16 protein-coding genes are annotated in these 19,137 nt (G+C 70.4%); 4 read left to right on the forward strand and 12 right to left on the reverse strand.

The genetic code is table 11. The annotated features are described in order from the left end of the window. Nucleotides 1-423 precede the first annotated feature (423 nt). From ACZ7GJ_RS20885 to thyX, 3 genes are all read right to left on the reverse strand, one after another. Complete coding sequence (locus tag ACZ7GJ_RS20885; RefSeq protein ID WP_470753640.1) at nucleotides 424-2,109, reverse strand: ribonuclease J; 1,686 nt, start codon at nucleotides 2,107-2,109, stop codon at nucleotides 424-426. Between the two features lie 114 nt (nucleotides 2,110-2,223). Then, nucleotides 2,224-3,123 carry a 4-hydroxy-tetrahydrodipicolinate synthase gene (gene dapA, locus ACZ7GJ_RS20890; RefSeq protein WP_470753642.1) on the reverse strand — a complete coding sequence of 300 codons (900 nt, stop codon included), beginning with the start codon at nucleotides 3,121-3,123 and terminating at the stop codon, nucleotides 2,224-2,226. 211 nt (nucleotides 3,124-3,334) lie between these two features. Continuing rightward, nucleotides 3,335-4,075: an FAD-dependent thymidylate synthase gene (gene thyX / locus ACZ7GJ_RS20895; RefSeq protein ID WP_470753644.1), complete on the reverse strand. Its 741-nt coding sequence runs from the start codon at nucleotides 4,073-4,075 to the stop codon at nucleotides 3,335-3,337. A gap of 215 nt (nucleotides 4,076-4,290) precedes the next feature. Here thyX and ACZ7GJ_RS20900 point away from each other — a divergent pair, with 215 nt between their 5' ends. Both ACZ7GJ_RS20900 and ACZ7GJ_RS20905 read left to right on the forward strand, forming a co-directional pair. After that, entirely contained in the window at nucleotides 4,291-4,530 is a 240-nt protein-coding gene (locus ACZ7GJ_RS20900) for a hypothetical protein (protein WP_470753646.1), read from the forward strand. 48 nt (nucleotides 4,531-4,578) lie between these two features. After that, a complete protein-coding gene (locus tag ACZ7GJ_RS20905; protein ID WP_470753647.1) occupies nucleotides 4,579-5,136 on the forward strand; it encodes a PH domain-containing protein in 558 nt (185 codons plus the stop codon). 49 nt (nucleotides 5,137-5,185) lie between these two features. Here ACZ7GJ_RS20905 and ACZ7GJ_RS20910 read toward each other — a convergent pair whose 3' ends face one another. From ACZ7GJ_RS20910 to eccD, 6 genes are all read right to left on the reverse strand, one after another. After that, nucleotides 5,186-5,668 carry a hypothetical protein gene (locus ACZ7GJ_RS20910; RefSeq protein WP_470753648.1) on the reverse strand — a complete coding sequence of 161 codons (483 nt, stop codon included), beginning with the start codon at nucleotides 5,666-5,668 and terminating at the stop codon, nucleotides 5,186-5,188. A gap of 18 nt (nucleotides 5,669-5,686) precedes the next feature. Next, nucleotides 5,687-6,439 carry a 4-hydroxy-tetrahydrodipicolinate reductase gene (dapB, locus tag ACZ7GJ_RS20915; RefSeq protein WP_470753650.1) on the reverse strand — a complete coding sequence of 251 codons (753 nt, stop codon included), beginning with the start codon at nucleotides 6,437-6,439 and terminating at the stop codon, nucleotides 5,687-5,689. 26 nt (nucleotides 6,440-6,465) lie between these two features. Beyond that, on the reverse strand, nucleotides 6,466-7,845 hold the full coding sequence (locus ACZ7GJ_RS20920) for a M16 family metallopeptidase (protein WP_470753652.1): 1,380 nt from the start codon (nucleotides 7,843-7,845) through the stop codon (nucleotides 6,466-6,468). Beyond that, nucleotides 7,842-10,064, reverse strand: a complete 2,223-nt coding sequence (locus tag ACZ7GJ_RS20925; RefSeq protein WP_470753845.1) for a polyribonucleotide nucleotidyltransferase — start codon at nucleotides 10,062-10,064, stop codon at nucleotides 7,842-7,844. The genes ACZ7GJ_RS20920 and ACZ7GJ_RS20925 overlap by 4 nt, the downstream gene beginning before the upstream one ends. A gap of 307 nt (nucleotides 10,065-10,371) precedes the next feature. Next, the gene (rpsO, locus tag ACZ7GJ_RS20930) at nucleotides 10,372-10,659 is read right to left on the reverse strand and encodes a 30S ribosomal protein S15 (RefSeq protein WP_365917403.1); all 288 of its coding nucleotides are present in this window, start codon (nucleotides 10,657-10,659) and stop codon (nucleotides 10,372-10,374) included. 172 nt (nucleotides 10,660-10,831) lie between these two features. Continuing rightward, nucleotides 10,832-12,400, reverse strand: coding sequence for a type VII secretion integral membrane protein EccD (gene eccD / locus ACZ7GJ_RS20935; protein WP_470753654.1), 1,569 nt, complete (start codon nucleotides 12,398-12,400; stop codon nucleotides 10,832-10,834). Nucleotides 12,401-12,541: 141 nt separating this feature from the next. Between eccD and eccCa the strand changes: the two genes are divergently transcribed. Together eccCa and ACZ7GJ_RS20945 are read left to right on the forward strand one after the other, a co-directional pair. Further along, nucleotides 12,542-16,528 (forward strand): type VII secretion protein EccCa, encoded by a 3,987-nt coding sequence (gene eccCa / locus ACZ7GJ_RS20940; protein WP_470753655.1) that lies wholly within the window; start codon nucleotides 12,542-12,544, stop codon nucleotides 16,526-16,528. 113 nt (nucleotides 16,529-16,641) lie between these two features. After that, nucleotides 16,642-16,887, forward strand: a complete 246-nt coding sequence (locus tag ACZ7GJ_RS20945) for a DUF397 domain-containing protein (RefSeq protein ID WP_030303613.1) — start codon at nucleotides 16,642-16,644, stop codon at nucleotides 16,885-16,887. An 89-nt stretch (nucleotides 16,888-16,976) separates the two neighbouring features. On the opposite strand, the gene ACZ7GJ_RS20950 is transcribed toward ACZ7GJ_RS20945, so the two are convergent. The 3 genes from ACZ7GJ_RS20950 to mycP form a co-directional block, all read right to left on the reverse strand. Then, nucleotides 16,977-17,285: a WXG100 family type VII secretion target gene (locus ACZ7GJ_RS20950; RefSeq protein WP_365917405.1), complete on the reverse strand. Its 309-nt coding sequence runs from the start codon at nucleotides 17,283-17,285 to the stop codon at nucleotides 16,977-16,979. A gap of 36 nt (nucleotides 17,286-17,321) precedes the next feature. Continuing rightward, on the reverse strand, nucleotides 17,322-17,660 hold the full coding sequence (locus tag ACZ7GJ_RS20955) for a hypothetical protein (RefSeq protein WP_470753658.1): 339 nt from the start codon (nucleotides 17,658-17,660) through the stop codon (nucleotides 17,322-17,324). Between the two features lie 217 nt (nucleotides 17,661-17,877). Continuing rightward, nucleotides 17,878-19,134 carry a type VII secretion-associated serine protease mycosin gene (gene mycP / locus ACZ7GJ_RS20960; RefSeq protein ID WP_470753846.1) on the reverse strand — a complete coding sequence of 419 codons (1,257 nt, stop codon included), beginning with the start codon at nucleotides 19,132-19,134 and terminating at the stop codon, nucleotides 17,878-17,880. Nucleotides 19,135-19,137 lie beyond the last annotated feature (3 nt).

Here is a 19,137-nt window from a genome sequence, read left to right on the forward strand (position 1 = left end):
GTTGATTTTTGGCACGCTGTTGAGTTCTCAAGGAACGGACGCTTCCTTTGTACTCACCCTCTCGGGCTTTCCTCCGGGCGCTTCCTTCGTTCTTGCGTTTCCGACTCTATCAGACTCGGTCCCGCTGCTTTCCAGTTCTTCGCTTTCGCGCTTTCCCTTTCCGGCGTTTCCAACTCTACCAGATCATTTCCGCGCCGTTTCCGACTTGGATTTGAATTGGATGGCCATTGGAGGGCCTTTCCCTTTCGGGAGATCCAGACTTTATCAGGTTTCCCTGGTCCGGATTCCCACCCGCCGCCTCGACCCGTCCGGGCACACGTGTGTGCCGGGGTGTCGTGCGGGGTGGAGACGTAAACGTACTGGAGCGGGGCCCCCGGACGCAAATCCGGTTGCCCCGCTCCAGTGATGTCAGTACGAGGAGGCTCAGACCTCGACGACGACGGGGAGGATCATCGGGCGGCGGCGGTAGCTGTCCGACACCCACTTGCCCATGGTCCGGCGGATGAGCTGCTGGATCTGGTGGGGCTCCGCGACGCCGTCGGCGGCGGCGCGGCCGATGGCTTCCTCGATCTTCGCGATGACCGGGCCGAAGGCCGAGTCCTCGATGCCGGAGCCGCGGGCCTGGATGTTCGGGCCGCTCACGACCTTGCCGGTGGTGCTGTCCACCACGACGTAGACCGAGATGATGCCCTCGTCACCGAGGATCCGGCGGTCCTTGAGCGAGGCCTCCGTGACGTCGCCGACCGAGAGGCCGTCGACGTACACGTACCCGGCCTGCACCTTGCCGGCGATGCGGGCCTTGCCGTCGATCAGGTCGACGACCACGCCGTCCTCGGCGATGACGATGCGGTCCTTCGGGACGCCCGTCATGGCACCGAGCTCGGCGTTGGCGCGCAGGTGGCGCCATTCGCCGTGGACCGGCATCAGGTTCCGCGGCTTGCAGATGTTGTAGAAGTACAGCAGCTCGCCCGCGGAGGCGTGGCCGGAAACGTGCACCTTGGCGTTGCCCTTGTGCACGACGTTGGCGCCCCAGCGCGTCAGGCCGTTGATCACGCGGTAGACCGCGTTCTCGTTGCCCGGGATCAGGGACGACGCCAGGATCACGGTGTCGCCGGGGACGATCCGGATCTGGTGGTCGCGGTTGGCCATGCGGGACAGGGCCGCCATCGGCTCGCCCTGCGAACCCGTGCAGACCAGGACGACCTCGTGGGCCGGCAGGTCGTCGAGGGTCTTGACGTCCACGACGAGGCCCGGCGGGACCTTCAGGTAGCCCAGGTCGCGGGCGATGCCCATGTTGCGGACCATCGAGCGGCCGACGAAGGCGACGCGGCGGCCGTACTCGTGGGCGGCGTCGAGGATCTGCTGGATGCGGTGCACGTGGCTGGCGAAGCTGGCCACGATGATCCGGTTGTGGGCGTTCGCGAAGACCGTGCGCAGGACGTTGGAGATCTCGCGCTCGGGCGGGACGAAGCCCGGGACCTCGGCGTTCGTCGAGTCCGAGAGGAGGAGGTCGATGCCCTCTTCGCTCAGACGCGCGAAGGCGTGCAGGTCGGTGAGGCGCTTGTCCAGCGGGAGCTGGTCCATCTTGAAGTCGCCGGTGGCGACGACCAGGCCCGCGGGGGTCCGGATCGCGACGGCCAGGGCGTCCGGGATGGAGTGGTTGACCGCGATGAACTCGCAGTCGAAGGGGCCGAGGTTCTCGCGCTCGCCTTCCTTCACCTCAAGGGTGTAGGGGCGGATGCGGTGCTCCTGGAGCTTGGCCTCGATGAGGGCCAGCGTCAGCTTGGAGCCGATCAGCGGAATGTCCGGCTTCTCCCGGAGGAGGTAGGGGACGGCGCCGATGTGGTCCTCGTGGCCGTGCGTGAGCACGATGCCGTCGATGTCGTCGAGGCGGTCCCTGATGGACGTGAAGTCCGGCAGGATCAGGTCGATGCCCGGCTGCTCCTCCTCGGGGAAGAGGACGCCGCAGTCGACGATCAGCAGACGGCCGTCGAACTCGAAGACGGTCATGTTGCGACCGATCTCGCCGAGGCCACCCAGGGGGGTGATCCTCATGCCGCCCTTGGGCAGCTTCGGCGGCGGACCGAGTTCAGGATGCGGATGGCTCAAAAGTGTCTCCTCACCACACACGCCACGTACCTCGGAAGGCACGTGGCGCGCATGTCATTCGTGCACTTGCTTTTGTCGGTTTCGGTCTTGCTTATTCAGTTGTGAAGTCTGTTGTCAGAGCTGTACCCCGCCGGCGGCAAGATCGATCTTGAGCTGGGCCGTCTCTTCGGCGGTCAGCTCGACCAGCGGGAGCCGCAGCGGGCCCGCGGGCAGGCCCTGCAGGTTCAGCGCGCCCTTGGTGGTGATCACGCCCTGGGTGCGGAACATGCCGGTGAAGACGGGGAGCAGCTTCTGATGGATCTCCGTGGCCTTCTGGACGTCGCCGCCCAGGTGGGCCTCGAGCATGGCGCGCAGCTCGGGGCTGACCACGTGGCCGACCACGGAGACGAAGCCGACCGCGCCGACGGACAGGAGCGGCAGGTTCAGCATGTCGTCGCCCGAGTACCAGGCCAGGCCGCTCTGCGCGATGGCCCAGCTGGCACGGCCGAGGTCGCCCTTGGCGTCCTTGTTGGCCACGATACGGGGATGCTCGGCCAGGCGGACCAGAGTTTCGGTGTTGATCGGGACACCGCTGCGGCCGGGGATGTCGTAGAGCATGACCGGCAGCTCGGTGGCGTCGGCGATGGCCGTGAAGTGCCGGTAGAGGCCCTCCTGCGGCGGCTTGCTGTAGTACGGGGTGACCGCGAGCAGGCCGTGGGCGCCGGTGCGCTCGGCCTGGCGGGCCAGCTCCAGGGTGTGGCGGGTGTCGTTGGTGCCGATGCCGGCGACGACGTGGGCGCGGTCTCCGACCGCCTCGAGTACGGCTCGTACGAGGTCGTTTTTCTCCGCGTCGGTGGTGGTCGGCGACTCACCGGTGGTGCCGTTGATGATCAGGCCGTCGTTGCCTGCGTCCACCAGGTGGACAGCGAGCCGCTGCGCGCCGTCGAGGTCGAGTGCGCCATCAGCCGTGAACGGCGTGATCATGGCGGTGAGGACCCGCCCGAAGGGGGTCTGCGGAGTCGAGATCGGAGCCATGGGTAACACGCTACTCGCTGCCATGCTCGCGGTGTCCCCTCGGGGGACGTGATGACGGTGTTGGAGCCCGGCACTGCCTGCTCGGGGGTTCAAGCAGTGCCGGGTCCGTTTGATCAGCCTAGATGAACTTTACGAAACGCCGCAATACGGACACTTCGGACTTCGTTTCGCACATCCGTACGTCGCCCGTCAGAACGGGCGCCGGCAGCCCTTACGGGGCAACGCGACCGTTGCCGTTGAAGGCGGCGTACGTCAGCGGCATGAGCTGCGCCCAGTGCTGCTCCATCTTCTCGCCGACCATCTCGATCTCACGCTGCGGGAAGGACGGGACCGCCGCGAGCTCGTGCTGCGTGCGCAGACCGAGGAAGTGCATCAGCGAGCGCGCGTTGCACGTGGCGTACATCGAGGAGAAAAGACCGACCGGCAGGACCGAACGGGCAACCTCGCGGGCCACGCCCGCCGCCAGCATCTCCTGGTAGGCCTCGTACGCCTGACGGTACGAGTCCTCCATGACCCGGCTCGTCAGCTCCTGCTGGGCCGCGGTGCCCTCGACGAAGACGTACTTGCCGGGGCGGCCCTCCTGGACGAGCTTGCGCTCGGTGTCCGGGACGTAGAAGACCGGCTCCAGCTCCCTGTAGCGGCCGGATTCCTCGTTGTAGGACCAGCCCACGCGGTGCCGCATGAACTCGCGGAACACGAAGATCGGGGCGCTGATGAAGAAGGTCATCGAGTTGTGCTCGAAGGGGCTGCCGTGGCGGTCCCGCATCAGGTAGTTGATGAGGCCCTTGGAGCGCTCCGGGTCCTTCTGGAGCTCCTCCAGGGACTGCTCGCCGGCCGTGGAGACACGGGCGGCCCACAGCACGTCGGAGTCGGCGGCGGAGTGCTTCACCAGCTCCACCGTCACATCGCTGCGGTAGCTGGGTTTCAGATCTGAAGCGGCGGTCTCGCTCACCGGGGTCCTTCCGAACGCTCTTACCTGGGGCGCGCCCACTCTACGGCGCCCGCCGCCCCTCTCGGCGCACTCCGGCGCGGCCGGTCCGGTCACCCGGTCGGCTGACGGAGCGCCATAAAATTTGGCGAATGTCCCGAAATCCGGCACCGATCGGGCCGTTCGTGCGTCCTACGTAGTAGAACGCACACCAACTCGATCGTGAGGAGATCCACCCCATGTTCCGCCGGCGCGAACCCGTCCCGTTTGCCTTCGTCGCCGAGGCCGACCGTTTCCGCAGTAACGTCACTCCACCGCCGCGCGAGAGTCTGAGCAAGACCCAGATCGCCGCCCGTAGTCTGGTCGGGATGACCGTGGTGGCGGGGCTCGTCGGCTCGCTGCTCTTCGGACTGCCCGCACTGCAGCCCAGCAAGGCGCCCGAGAAGTCGCAGCAGCCGGAGGCGTCCCAGGGGCGGTAGCCTCACGGGCACTGCCCAACCGAACGTGCATGTGAGTGAGGTCCAGCCGTGCCCCTGCCCTTCTTGACGGCCGATGGCGCATTCGACGCGCACGACGGGGAGGACGTCCTCCCCTACGAAGACCACGACCGCTGGCGCCGGCCCTACCGGCCTGGCCCCTGGCGGGTGGCCATCGCCGCCCTGCTGCTCCTGCTGGCCGCGTTCATGCTGCTGGCGACGATGATCATCGCCGCAGCGGGCACCTGGGGCAGTGCGGCCGCCAGCCTGGCCGCCTCGCTCGCCGTGGTCGGCTCGGCGCTGCGACTGCTGCGCACGGGCGTCTGGGTGAGCCGCAAGGGGCTTCGCCGGGTGTCCTTCTTCGCGACCCGCTCGCTCGCCTGGAGCCAGGTCGCCGAGGTCCGTACGGTGCAGCAGCCCGTGCGCTGGCTCGGACTGCCGAGGACCGTGCAGGGACAGGCCCTGACGGTGGCCGGGCACGGCGGCGCGGAGCTGCCGGTGCTGCTGACCGACCACAACGCCGACTTCCTGTCGCGGACCGAGGCCTTCGACCGGGCGGCCGACACGGTCGAGGCCTGGGCCCAGGAGTACCGGGCCGTTCCCGCCTGACCGGCGCCCGACCGGTTCTGTGCCCGCGCACGGACGGCCCGTACAGGATTCAGACCTGTACGGGCCCTTCCTGTACGGGCACTTCCTCTACGGGCACGGCGGCGTGCAGGGAGATCGCCCGCTGCATGGCCTTGCGCGCCCGCGGGGTGTCGCGGGCGTCGTGGTAGGCGACGGCGAGGCGGAACCAGCTGCGCCAGTCGCCCGGGGCGTCCTCCGTCTCCGCCTTGCGGCGCGCGAAGACCTCGTCGGCCGAGTCCCGCAGGATCCGGCCGTACTTGTCCCGCTCCAACTCGTCCACGGGGAGTCCGCCCTCGGCCTCCAGCTCGGTCGCGAGCTGGTTGGCCTTGGTGACGAACTGCGTGTTCTTCCACAGGAACCACACGCCGATGACGGGCAGGATCAGCACGGCCACCCCGAAGGTGACCGTGATCCAGGTGCCGTGCCGGATCAGCATCAGGCCCCGGCTGCCGACCAGGACGAAGTACACGGCCAGGACGGCGGCCGTGATGAAGTAGGTGATCTTCGCGCGCATGGGACTACTGCCTGCTCATCAGCCGAGGTCGAGGAAGTTTTCCAGGCCGAAGGTGAGGCCCGGGGTCTGCGTCACGCGGCGCACGCCGAGCAGGATGCCCGGCATGAAGCTGCTGTGGTGCAGGGAGTCGTGACGGATGGTCAGGGTCTCGCCCTCGCCGCCGAGCAGGACCTCCTGGTGCGCCAGCAGGCCGCGCAGGCGGATCGCGTGCACCGGGACCCCGTCGACGTTCGCGCCGCGAGCGCCTTCGAGTCCGGTGGCGGTGGCATCCGGCTGCGGGGCGCAGCCGGCCTCGGCGCGTGCGGCGGCGATGAGCTGGGCCGTACGGGTCGCGGTGCCGGAGGGGGCGTCGACCTTGTTCGGGTGGTGCAGCTCGACGACCTCGACGGACTCGAAGTAGCGGGCCGCCTGGGCGGCGAACTTCATGGTGAGGACGGCGCCGATGGAGAAGTTCGGGGCGATGAGCACGCCCGTCGCCGGGGAGCCGGCGAGCGAGGTGTTCAGCTGCGCGAGGCGGTCCTCGGTCCAGCCGGTGGTACCGACCACCGCGTGGATGCCGTGCCGGACGAGGAAGTCGAGGTTCCCCATCACCGAGTCCGGTGTGGTCAGCTCGACCGCGACCTGGGCGCCGGCCTCGGCCAGCGTCTCCAGCTCGTCGCCGCGGCCGAGGGCGGCCACCAGCTCCATGTCTTCGGCGGCCTCGACCGCCCTGACCGCCTCGGCGCCGATACGGCCCTTGGCGCCGAGGACTGCCACGCGCAGCTTGCTCATCTTCGCTTCCTAACCTACGTACGGAACTAGGCGACGGCCTCGTCGAGGCGGGCGGCCTGCTTTTCCTTCAGCGGGCCGATCACGGCGAGCGAGGGGCGCTGGGCCAGTACATCCTGTGCGACCGAGCGGACGTCGTCCGGGGTCACCGCCGCGATGCGGCCCAGCATGTCGTCGACCGACATCTGGTCGCCCCAGCACAGCTCGCTCTTGCCGATGCGGTTCATGATCGCTCCGGTGTCCTCCAGGCCGAGGACGGTGGAGCCGGACAGCTGGCCTACGGCCCGCCGGATCTCCTCGTCGGTGAGCCCGTCGGAGGCGACCTTGTCGAGCTCGGCCCGGCAGATCTGGAGCACGTCGTGGACCTGGCTGGGCCGGCAGCCGGCGTAGACGCCGAAGAGGCCCGTGTCGGCGAAGCCCGAGGTGTACGAGTACACGCTGTAGGCAAGGCCGCGCTTCTCCCGGACCTCCTGGAAGAGGCGGGAGGACATGCCCCCGCCGAGGGCGGTGTTCAGGACGCCCAGGGCCCAGCGGCGCTCGTCGGTGCGGGCGAGGCCCGGCATGCCGAGGACCACGTGGGCCTGCTCGGTCTTGCGGTTCACCAGCTCGACGCGGCCGGAGGTGCGGATGCGCTTGGTGCCGGTGCGCGGGCCGATCGGTTCGGCGTCGGTGCGGGTGAGCGAGCCGGCCTTCTCGAAGGCCGCGCGGACCTGGCGTACGACCTTGTTGTGGTCGACGTTGCCCGCGGCCGCCACGACCAGGTGGGTGGGGTCGTAGTGCTTCTTGTAGAAGCGGCGGATCCGGTCGGCGCCGAGTGCGTTGATCGTCTCGACGGTGCCCAGCACGGGACGGCCCAGCGGGGTGTCGCCGTACATGGTCTGCGCGAACAGGTCGTGGACCATGTCGCCCGGGTCGTCCTCGGTCATCGCGATCTCTTCGAGGATGACGCCGCGCTCGGCGTCGACGTCCTCCTCGCGGATCAGCGAGCCGGTGAGCATGTCGCAGACGACGTCGATGGCCAGCGGCAGGTCCGTGTCGAGCACCCGTGCGTAGTAGCAGGTGTACTCCTTCGCCGTGAAGGCGTTCATCTCGCCGCCGACCGCGTCGATCGCGGAGGAGATGTCGAGGGCACTGCGCTTGCCGGTGCCCTTGAAGAGGAGGTGCTCCAGGTAGTGCGTGGCGCCGTTGAGCGTCGGGGTCTCGTCGCGCGAGCCGACGTGCGCCCAGATGCCGAAGGTCGCGGAACGTACGGAGGGCAGCGTCTCGGTGACGACGCGCAGTCCGCCGGGCAGGACCGTGCGCCGGACGGTGCCGATGCCGTTGTGGCCCTTGAGGAGTGTTTGGGTACGGGCGACGGCCCGCCCCTCCGAGGAGGGGCGGGCCGTCACACGGGAACTACGCGACGTCACTTGTCGGAGTCGTCCTTGTCAGCGTCGTCGCCGGCGGCCTCGCCGTCGATCACGGGGATCAGCGAGAGCTTGCCGCGCTGGTCGATCTCGGCGATCTCGACCTGGACCTTGGTGCCGACCGCGAGCACGTCCTCGACGTTCTCCACGCGCTTGCCACCGGCGAGCTTGCGGATCTGCGAGATGTGCAGCAGGCCGTCCTTGCCCGGCATGAGGGAGACGAAGGCACCGAAGGTGGTGGTCTTGACGACCGTACCCAGGTAGCGCTCGCCGACCTCCGGCATGGTCGGGTTGGCGATCGCGTTGATCGTGGCGCGGGCGGCCTCGGCGGCCGGGCCGTCGGCGGCACCGATGTAGATGGTGCCGTCGTCCTCGATCGTGATCTCGGCGCCGGTGTCCTCCTGGATCTGGTTGATCATCTTGCCCTTGGGGCCGATGACCTCACCGATCTTGTCCACCGGGATCTTGACGGTGATGATCCGCGGGGCGTACTGGGACATGGCGTCCGGCGTGTCGATCGCTTCCATCATCACGTCGAGGATGTGGAGGCGGGCGTCGCGGGCCTGCTTGAGGGCCGCGGCCAGGACGGAGGCCGGGATGCCGTCCAGCTTGGTGTCCAGCTGGAGGGCGGTCACGAACTCCTTGGTGCCGGCGACCTTGAAGTCCATGTCGCCGAAGGCGTCCTCCGCACCGAGGATGTCGGTGAGGGCGACGTAGTGGGTCTTGCCGTCGATCTCCTGGGAGATCAGGCCCATGGCGATACCGGCGACGGGGGCCTTGAGGGGCACACCGGCGTTCAGCAGCGACATGGTGGAGGCGCAGACCGAGCCCATGGACGTCGAACCGTTGGAGCCGAGGGCCTCGGACACCTGGCGGATCGCGTAGGGGAACTCCTCGCGGGTCGGGAGGACCGGCACGATGGCGCGCTCGGCGAGCGCGCCGTGGCCGATCTCGCGGCGCTTGGGCGAGCCCACGCGGCCGGTCTCACCGACGGAGTACGGCGGGAAGTTGTAGTTGTGCATGTAGCGCTTGCGGGTCACCGGGGAGAGGGTGTCCAGCTGCTGCTCCATACGGAGCATGTTGAGGGTGGTGACGCCCAGGATCTGGGTCTCGCCACGCTCGAACAGCGCCGAGCCGTGCACGCGCGGGATGGCCTCGACCTCGGCGGCCAGCGTACGGATGTCCGTGACGCCGCGGCCGTCGATGCGGACCTTGTCCTTGATGACGCGCTCGCGCACCAGGGCCTTGGTCAGGCTGCGGTAGGCGGCGGAGATCTCCTTCTCGCGGCCTTCGAAGGCCGGGAGGAGCTTCTCGGCGGCGATCTCCTTGACGCGGTCCAGCTCGGTCTCGCGGTCCTGCTTGCCGGCGATGGTCAGCGCCTGGGAGAGCTCGCCCTTGACGGCGGCCGCGAGGGCCTCGTACACGTCGTCCTGGTAGTCCAGGAAGACCGGGAACTCGCCCTCGGGCTTGGCGGCCTTGGCGGCCAGGTCCGACTGGGCCTTGCAGAGGGCCTTGATGAACGGCTTCGCGGCCTCGAGGCCGGCGGCGACGATCTCCTCGGTCGGCGCCTCGGCGCCGCCCTTGACGAGAGCGATGGTCTTCTCGGTGGCCTCGGCCTCGACCATCATGATCGCGACGTCGCCGTCCTCCAGGGCGCGGCCCGCGACGACCATGTCGAAGACGGCGTCCTCGAGCTCGGTGTGCGTCGGGAAGGCCACCCACTGGCCGCGGATCAGCGCGACGCGGACGCCGCCGATCGGGCCGGAGAAGGGCAGGCCGGCCAGCTGGGTGGACGCGGACGCGGCGTTGATCGCGATGACGTCGTACAGGTGGTCCGGGTTGAGCGCCATGATCGTGGCGACGACCTGGATCTCGTTGCGCAGGCCCTTCTTGAAGGACGGGCGCAGCGGGCGGTCGATCAGGCGGCAGGTGAGGATCGCGTCCTCGGAGGGCCGGCCCTCGCGGCGGAAGAAGGAGCCGGGGATCTTGCCGGCCGCGTACATCCGCTCCTCGACGTCGACCGTCAGGGGGAAGAAGTCGAGCTGGTCCTTGGGCTTCTTCGACGCGGTGGTGGCGGAAAGCACCATCGTGTCGTCGTCCAGGTAGGCAACGGCGGAGCCGGCGGCCTGGCGGGCCAGACGGCCCGTCTCGAAGCGGATGGTGCGGGTGCCGAAGGAACCGTTGTCAATGACGGCCTCGGCGTAGTGGGTCTCGTTCTCCACTAGCGTTTTCTCCATTTTCGTCGTCTCCGTCCGCCACCCGTGTGGTGGTGGACGGTTGCGGAGAAGCGCTCCTTGCGTGCGGGCCGGTCTTCGATCGAAGCATCCGGATTCTGGGCCCGTGGGGGCTTTCCGGGTGCCACTACCGAGGACCGGCGGCGTAGGGAGGGCGCTCCTCCTCTTCAGTTGTGCACGTACTTCGTCATGCACGGTGCACGTGCGTCCAGACTACAAAGCGTCCGGTACGTCCCGCACGTACAGCAAAGGGAGCGGCCCCCTGAGTGTGGGAACCGCTCCCTTCACAGCGTCTTTACTTGGCGCCGGCCGCACCGCGGCGGATGCCGAGGCGCTCGACCAGCGTACGGAAGCGCTGGATGTCCTTCTTGGCCAGGTACTGCAGCAGGCGGCGACGCTGGCCGACCAGGATCAGCAGACCACGACGGGAGTGGTGGTCGTGCTTGTGGGCCTTCAGGTGCTCGGTCAGGTCCGAGATGCGGCGGGACAGCATCGCGACCTGGACCTCGGGAGAGCCGGTGTCGCCCTCCTTGGCACCGAACTCGCTGATGATCTGCTTCTTCGTAGCGGCGTCGAGCGGCACGCGTACTCCTCGTTTTAGGTCTTCGTTGCCACCGAGTGCCCCAGGTCGAATTCTCTGGGGATCTTCCGTAACTCGGGAGGCGGGGTCCGCTGAGCGCAGCCTCCAGAAGAATCCGGGGGCGCGTACACAAACGGCCGTCACACAGCGTACCAGGCTGCCGCTCACCCACGTCTCAGCTGGTGAGCGCTCGGGCTCGGGTGTAGACGTCGAGCACGGCCAGGGCCAGCGGGATCAGGCTGAGCAGTACCGCCGCCTCGGTGAGGTCGAGCAGCCGCCCCCAGAAGGGTGACAGACCGCGGCGGGGGATGACCAGTGAAATTCCGACGAGGAGGGCCGCGCCGGCGGCCACGGCGGCGGAGAGCCAGATCGTACGGAGGTCCAGGCCGCTGCGGTCGTGGTAGCGGACGTACTCGGCGATCAGTTCGGCCGGGGGGTGCATGGCCAGGCCCAGGATGAGCAGGCCCACGGCGGCGAGGCCGGCGGCCAGGGTGCAGACGACCTGCGAGGTGTAGCGGAAGAGACGGGCGCGCAGCAGCATCGCGAGGCCGGTGGCGAGGGCCAGCAGGCGGCCCCAGGTGTCGTCGGAGAAGCCGAGGACGGCGGCGGAGCCGACGGCGACCGCGGCGCAGCCGCCGACCAGGCCGAGCAGCATCTCGTGGCCGCGGCGGGCCTGGGCGGCGATGGCCTCGGCGTCGAGGCGGGCCTCGGCGTCGTGCTGGTCGGCGGCGCCCTGCTCACCGTACGGCTCGCTCTCGTAGCGGTCCGGGGTCGCCGGGTACTCGGTGTACTCGGTGTACTCGGTGGCGCTGCGCGGGGCGGCGTATCCGATGGGGAGCCGGGCGAAGCGGGCGGAGAGGCCGGGGAGGAAGGCGACGAGCCCGATGGCGACGGTGGCGCAGACGGCGGCGGTGGCGGTCGCGGAGGCCTCGGTGGCGATGGCGAGGAAGGTGGCGAGGGTCCCGGTGGCGCCGAGGAAGGTGGCGGCGACGAAGGGGGCGTCGCCGTGGGGGGTGAGCGCGACCAGGGCGACGGAGGCGACGAGGACGCACACGCAGCCGACGAGGAACTGCAGGCGGCCGGGGCCCTCGCCGGCGGCGGGGGCGATGATCGCGGCGCCGGCGATCAGCAGGTGCGGGACGGCGGCGAGGCCGAGGGCGACGGCGGAGCCCCGGTCTCGGTAGACGCGGGCGCGGACCCCGGCGGCGGCGGTGAGCAGCAGGCCGACGGAGCCGGCGATGACTCCGGGCAGTCCGTGCACGTCGTGCAGGGCGGGGTCGGCGTAGAAGAGGACGAGGCCGAGCAGGACGAAGAGGAGTGCGGCGCCGGCCAGGCCCGCGCCGCGCAGCATGTCGTCGCTCCAGCGGTGCCGGTCGCGGACGACGGCGGAGGCCACGGCGTCGGAGACGTCGTCGAAGACGGCGGGCGGCAGGGACTCGGCGAAGGGGCGCAGGCTCAGCACCTCACCGTCGAGGACGCGCTGGGCGGCGAGGGTGCGGGCGCCGTCGAGGACGGTGCCGGAGCGGCGGACCAGGTGGAAGCCGGTGGGTGCGCCGACGGGCTGGGTCTGGCCGGTGAGGCGCAGCAGCTCGGGGTAGACGTCGGCGACCGCGATGTCCTCGGGAAGGGCTACGTCGATGCGGCTGTCGGGGGCCACGACGGTGACCCTGCAAAAGCCCGTGGCTCCGGCCGTACTCACCTTGTGTCCCCCGGGGTCGGCGATGTCGGATTCGCGGATGCGCATGCAGCGCGCGTCACACTACCGGGAGTATGCATGACTGTCGGCAAGTAGGATCGCCGTCGCGCGCAGGAGTCCCCCTCCGCGCCCGGGACTTGGGGCCGCCGGTAGCGATGTCCCGTCCGTTTTCGAGGGATTGATGCTCCGGTGAGCCAGATCGTCGTCAGACGCCCGCCCAGATCGCTGCCGCCCGAACTCCCTTCTGAGGAATTGAGACTTGAGGCTCCGCCGGAGCTTCCGCGGGGACAGCAGGAGGGCATGCTGATGCAGCTCCTGCCGATGCTGGGCATGGGCTCGTCGGTCGTCTTCTTCTTCCTGCCGGGCAATCATCCGTTCATGCGCATCATGGGCGTCCTGATGCTCGTGTCCACGGCGGCCATGGCCGCCGCGCAGGTCGTGCGCCACCGGCGCGGTACGCAGGGGCAAATGGCCGATGTGCGCCGTGACTACCTGAAGTACCTGGCGCAGACGCGCCGTCGGGTACGCCGTACGGCTCGGGCACAGCGCGACGCGCAGCTGTACCTGCACCCCGCTCCGGAGCAGTTGTGGTCGGTGGTGGCCGAGGGTTCGCGGCTGTGGGAGCGGCGGGTCGGCGACGTGGACTTCGGGCAGGCCCGGCTGGGGCTGGGCGCGCAGCGCCTGGTGACGCCGCTGGTGGCTCCGGAGACGGCGCCGGTGGACGAGCTGGAGCCGCTGGCGGCGGGGGCGATGCAGCGTTTCCTGCGGGTGCACTCCTCGCTGGACGGGCTGCCGGTGGCGGTGTCGATGCGGGCCTTCTACCACGTGACCGTGTCGGGTGAGCCGGATTCGGCCCGCGGCACGGCGCGGGCGCTGGTGGCGCAGCTGGCGACGCTGCACTCCCCCGACGACCTGGTCGTCGCGGTGGTGGCCGCGCCGGGCGCGGTGCCCTCGTGGGACTGGATCAAGTGGCTGCCGCACGCGCAGGTGCAGGGAGCGGCCGGCGGTTACGACGGAGCCGGTACGAAGCGGCTGTTCGGTGACGACCTGACCGAGCTGGAGGGGCTGTTGGCACCCCGGCTGGAGGGGCGGCCGCGGTTCAGCCGGGAGGGGTCCCCGGTACTGGACCAGCCGCACCTGGTGATCGTGCTCGACCCCGACTCGGCCCGCGGCGGCCTGGTTCCGCCGGACTCGGTGTTCGCGGCGGCCGAGGGGTTGCAGGGCGTGACCGTCGTCGAGGTGGTGGCGGGCACCCTGGACGAGCCGCGCGGCGGGCTGTCGGTCGTGGTGCGGCCGGGCCGGCTGCGGCTGGAGTCCGCCGGGGGCGTCGCGTACGAGGGCGTACCGGACGTCCTGTCGCTGCCCGCGGCGGAGGCGCTGGCGCGGCAGTTGGCGCCGCTGCGCACGGGTGGCGGCGACGATGACGAGCCGCTGCTGGCCAATCTGGACTTCACGGACCTGCTGAACCTGGGGGACGCGGCCCAGATCGACGTGGCGCGGACCTGGCGGCCGCGGTCGGCCGGAGAGCGGCTGCGGGTGCCGATCGGGGTGGGTGAGGGGGGTGCCCCGGTGATGCTGGACCTGAAGGAGGCCGCGCAGGAGGGCATGGGGCCGCACGGCCTGTGTGTGGGCGCGACGGGTTCTGGCAAGTCGGAGCTGCTGCGCACGCTGGTGCTGGGTCTGGCGGTGACGCACACCTCGGAGACGCTGAACTTCGTACTGGCGGACTTCAAGGGCGGTGCCACCTTCACGGGGATGGGGCAGATGCCGCACGTCGCGGCGGTCATCACCAACCTGGCGGACGACCTGACGCTGGTGGACCGCATGGGCGACTCCATCCGCGGCGAGCTCCAGCGCCGCCAGGAGCTGCTGCGCTCGGCGGGCAACTACGCGAACATCCACGACTACGAGAAGGCCCGCGCGGCGGGTGCGCCGCTGGAGCCGCTCGCGTCTCTGGTGCTGGTCATCGACGAGTTCTCCGAACTCCTGACCGCCAAGCCCGACTTCATCGACATGTTCATCCAGATCGGCCGCATCGGCCGGTCGCTGGGCGTGCACCTGCTGCTGGCCTCGCAGCGGCTGGAGGAGGGCAAGCTCCGCGGGCTCGACACGTACCTCTCGTACCGGATCGGGCTGCGGACCTTCTCGGCGGCGGAGTCACGGACCGCGATCGGCGTGCCGGACGCCTACCACCTGCCCCCGGTGCCCGGTTCGGGCTATCTGAAGTTCGGTACGGACGAGATGACCCGCTTCAAGGCGGCGTACGTCTCGGGCACCTACCGTTCGGGCGGGCCGGAGCTGCCGGCCGGGCTGTTCCCGGTGGAGCGGCGGCCCGCGCTGTTCACGGCGGCGCCGGTGCCGGTGGTGTACGCGGCCCCGGATCCGGCGTACCTGGCGGCGCAGGCCGCGCAGGCCGCGCGGGGCGACGACGCGCTGGCGGACACGGTGCTCGACGTGATCGTGGGCCGGCTGGAGGGGCAGGGGGTGCCGGCGCACCAGGTGTGGCTGCCGCCGCTGGACCAGGCGCCGCCGCTGGACCAGCTGCTGCCGGCGCTGGCGCCGAGCGCCGAGCGGGGGCTGCACGCGGAGGGGTACACGCGGCCCGGGGGGCTCGTCGTACCGCTCGGCCTGATCGACAAGCCGTTCGAGCAGCGGCGCGAGGTGCTGTACCGGGACTTCGCGGGTGCGGCGGGCCACATGCTGGTCGTCGGCGGTCCGCAGTCGGGCAAGTCGACGCTGATGCGGACGCTGATCTCCTCCTTCGCGCTCACGCACACCCCGCGTGAAGTGCAGTTCTACGGGCTGGACTTCGGCGGCGGCAGCCTCTCCTCGCTCGCCGAGCTGCCGCACGTGGGCGGGATCGCCTCCCGGCTGGATCCGGAGCGGGTGCGGCGCACCGTGGCCGAGGTCGGCGGCATCCTGAACCGGCGCGAGGAGTTCTTCCGCTCCAACGGCATCGACTCGATCGGCACCTACCGGCGGCGGCGCGCGGCCGGGGAGCTGCCGGGCGAGCCCTGGGGCGACGTCTTCCTGGTCGTCGACGGATGGGGCGGCTTCCGGGGCGAGTACGAGGGCCTGGAGGCGGTGGTCACGGACATCGCGTCCCGGGGGCTGGGATACGGCATCCACGTGGTGGTCACGGCGGCCCGCTACATGGAGGTGCGGGCGGCGCTGAAGGACCAGATGCTCAGCCGGCTGGAGCTGCGGCTCGGCGACGTGATGGACTCCGAGTTCGACCGGCGGGTCGCCGCGAACGTGCCCACCGGGATGCCGGGCCGCGGCCAGGTGCCGGAGAAGCTGCACTTCCTGGGCGCGCTCCCGCGCATCGACGGTTCGCACGACGCGGAGGACCTGTCGGAGGCGACGGCGGCCTTCGTGGCGGCGGTGAAGGAGAACTGGACGGGCGCCGCGGCCCCCGGGGTGCGGCTGCTGCCGCGGCTGCTGCACGCCGAGCAGCTGCCCAAGGGCGGGGAGCACCCCGGCCGCGGGGTGGCGATCGGCATCGACGAGACGGCCCTGGAACCGGTGTTCGTCGACTTCGAGACCGATCCCTTCCTCCTCGTCTTCGGCGAGAGCGAGTCGGGCAAGACGAACCTGCTGCGGCTCATCGCCCGGCAGATCGCGGAACGCTACCCGCCCGAGCGGGCCCGGCTGGTGGTCGGCGACTACCGGCGCGGCCTGCTGGGGGCGCTGCCGGAGGAGCACCTGCTGGAGTACGCGCCGATGGCGGGCTCCCTCCAGATGCACATGGAGGCCCTGGTCGGGGTGTTCTCCCGGCGCCAGCCGCCGACGGACGTCACCCCGCAGCAGTTGCGCGACCGCAGTTGGTGGACGGGCCCCGACGTGTTCATCGTCATCGACGACTACGACCTGGTGGCGACGAGCCAGGGCAATCCGCTGGCCCAGCTGGTGGAGTTCCTGCCGTTCGCCCGGGACACCGGGGTCCGCTTCGTCATCGCCCGCAACTCGGCGGGGGCCTCGCGCTCGCTGTACGAGCCGTTCATGCAGCGGATCAAGGAGTTGGGTGCGCAGGGCGTGGTGCTGTCCGGCGACCCCTCCGAGGGCGACCTGGTCGGCAACGTCCGGCCCCGCCCGATGCCCCCGGGGCGGGCGTACTTCACCACGCGCAGGCGGGGCACGTCGCTGGTGCAGCTCGGCCGGCTGCCGGAGGCGTGACGCCCGGGGAGCCGTACCGGATACGGGGGAAAGCCTCCCCCGGCCCCCTGGTCTGCACCGATAATCAGCAGCGAACGCAGCAGTGGCACCACGCACCGAGGGAGAGGCCGCACATGGGCACCCAGCAGGAGAAGGACGAGCTGTACGCACTCGACATCAGCGGCGTCGAGTGGGAGGGCCCGCCCGGGACCAGCCCGGACGAGGAGCGGGTCGAGATCGCGCGGCTGCCCGAGGGCGCGGTGGCGATGCGGTCCTCGCTCGACCGGGACACCGTGCTGCGTTACACGGCGGCCGAGTGGGAGGCGTTCGTACTCGGGGCCAGGGACGGCGAGTTCGACCTCGACCGGGGTCCGCGCTGAGACCGGACGTCGACCGTGCACGGCGAAGGGGCGCGCCCGCATCGGGCGCGCCCCTTCGCCGTCGCGTGGCCGGGGGCCGGGGTCCGGGCTCAGTAGGCCTCGGTGAACAGGCGCGAGGCCTTCACGTCGGTGGCGCGGTAGTCGGACTTGCCGCGCTCGACGAGGTCCGCGACGAGCGCCAGCTGGTCGCGCATGTGCTCGGCCTTGCCCTTGTACTTGGCCTGGAGCTGCACGTACTGGGCGTGCGCCTCGCCGTCCCAGGTGTCGGTGACGACCTTCAGGGCGCGGTCCATGTCGGTCAGGTCCTGGACGATCTTCTGGGAGATCGCCCGGATCCGGTCGGCCATGATCTGGACGCTCTCGTACTGGACCTTGGTGTGGCCGTCGTTGCCGGACATGAATCTTCTCCTTCGGACGTGGGATCGGATGCCGTTTCAGATGCCGTTGAGAGCGGAGCCGTTGCCGCCGGTGGCGTTCCTGACGGAGTTGAACGCCGCGCGCACGTCGTCGTCCTGGGCGTTGCTCAGGTTCTTCGTCTCGGACACCGCGTGGTGGAGGACCCCGAGCAGCTTGCGGATCTGGTCGTGGTCCTCGTTGACCAGGGTCTGGGCCGAGACGAACCCCGAGGCGCCGACGCCCGTCCAGCCGGCGCTCACGGTGGCGAGGATGTCCGCCAGTTCGCGGGCCTGCTTGGTGACGTTGTTGGCCGTGTCGGCGATCCTGTTCGTCGCCTTGACGACCGGATCGTCGGCGAGTCCGAAATTGTTGGTCATCCGAAGCCCCTCACTTCTCAATACGCCGGTCAGAACCGGCGGATCGCGCGGCGGAGCGGACAGTCCGGGGCATGGATTCCAGCCACGCGTGCCCGGCAGACCCCCTCCGCTTCACGCCAATCCCCCGATCACAGTCGTGAAGCCGGTTGTCACTGTAGCCAGTTCGCCGTCAGCCCCCAATACCGTCGTGCGGCTTCCGTTGATGAACTGTGACCGTTCACTGCAAACGACGACGACGGCCGCGGGCGTCCCTGATCACGGTCGCCGTCCCGGCGACGACGGCGATGAGCAGGGCGCCGATCCCCAGGGCGTACGTCCCCAGCCGCTCCTCCCGCTCCTGCGCCGACTCGGCCGTGTTCAGCGCGGCCACGTGCGGGGCCGCCGCCGGGGGCGGCCCCGGGTCCCGGACCGGAGCCCTGGGCGGCTCGCGGTCCTGGGTGACGGCGCGCACCGGGTCGACGACACCCCATCCGACGTAATCGTCCCGGCCGTTGACGGCGCGCTCGGCGGTGTTCTCGATCTGCCAGACGACCTGCTGCGCGGTCCACTCCGGGTGCTCGGCGCGCAGCAGGGCCGCGACCCCGGCGACGTAGGGCGCGGAGAAGCTGGTGCCGTTGTCCACGCACTGGCCGTATCCCGGGACGGTGGAGACGATGTCGACACCGGGCGCCGCGACCCCGATGAAGGCGCCGGGCTGGGAGAAGGCGGCCCGTTCGTTGTTGCGGTCCGAAGAGGCCACGGCCAGGACGCCCTCGAACGCCGCCGGGTAGGTGTTGCGCTTCTCGCCGCTCAGCCCGTCGTTGCCCGCCGAGGCGATCACCACGACGTTCGCGGCGACGGCCCGTTCCACCGCCTTGCCCAGGGCCGAGTCGGGGCTCAGGGGCGCGTCGGTGTCCTGGGAGATGTTGATGATCTGGGCGCCCTTGGCCAGTGCGTGGTCGATCGCCTGGCTCAGCGTCGCGGTGTCGCCGTTCCCCTGCCCGTCGTTCTGCCGGACGGGGATGATGGTGGCCTCCGGGGCCAGGCCCACGAAGCCGGTGCCCGGCTGGGGGCGCGCCGCGATGAGTCCGGCGACCCGGGTGCCGTGGCCGACGGTGTCGCGCGTACCGTCGCCGCCCTGCGGGTCGACGAAGTCCCGGCCGGAGCCCGCGTCGACGGCGGCGGCGAGCTGCGGGTTGGCCCGGTCGACGCCGGTGTCGATGACGGCGACGCGGACGCTGTTGCCCTTCGCGTCCGCGCCCTTGGTCTTGGCCCAGAGCTCGTCGAGCAGGAGCCGTTGCAGGGCCCAGGGGCGGTCCTCTATCTGCTTCTTCATGGGGAAGGTGCACTCGCCGGCGCCGTCGGGGGCCTGCGGAGCCGCGGCGGCAGCCGGGGCGGCACAGAGGGCGGCCAGCAGGAGGGCGGCGGCGGGCGTCCGGATCGGCACGGGCTTGCGCCTCGGCATCAGCTTGCGCTTCGGCATCGGCATCGGCATCGG

Source organism: Streptomyces sp. NPDC037242 (assembly GCF_055604165.1).

What these genes read in the sequence shown, in the direction of transcription:
- ACZ7GJ_RS20910 (WP_470753648.1), bottom strand. Translation starts at nt 5,668, where the DNA reads ATGCGCGCGAAGATCACCTACTTCATCACGGCCGCCGTCCTGGCCGTG.
- ACZ7GJ_RS20950 (WP_365917405.1), bottom strand. Translation starts at nt 17,285, where the DNA reads ATGTCCGGCAACGACGGCCACACCAAGGTCCAGTACGAGAGCGTCCAG.
- eccD (WP_470753654.1), bottom strand. Translation starts at nt 12,400, where the DNA reads ATGCGCATCCGCGAATCCGACATCGCCGACCCCGGGGGACACAAGGTG.
- ACZ7GJ_RS20900 (WP_470753646.1), top strand. Translation starts at nt 4,291, where the DNA reads ATGTTCCGCCGGCGCGAACCCGTCCCGTTTGCCTTCGTCGCCGAGGCC.
- dapB (WP_470753650.1), bottom strand. Translation starts at nt 6,439, where the DNA reads ATGAGCAAGCTGCGCGTGGCAGTCCTCGGCGCCAAGGGCCGTATCGGC.
- ACZ7GJ_RS20945 (WP_030303613.1), top strand. Translation starts at nt 16,642, where the DNA reads ATGGGCACCCAGCAGGAGAAGGACGAGCTGTACGCACTCGACATCAGC.
- mycP (WP_470753846.1), bottom strand. Translation starts at nt 19,134, where the DNA reads ATGCCGATGCCGATGCCGAAGCGCAAGCTGATGCCGAGGCGCAAGCCC.
- ACZ7GJ_RS20955 (WP_470753658.1), bottom strand. Translation starts at nt 17,660, where the DNA reads ATGACCAACAATTTCGGACTCGCCGACGATCCGGTCGTCAAGGCGACG.
- dapA (WP_470753642.1), bottom strand. Translation starts at nt 3,123, where the DNA reads ATGGCTCCGATCTCGACTCCGCAGACCCCCTTCGGGCGGGTCCTCACC.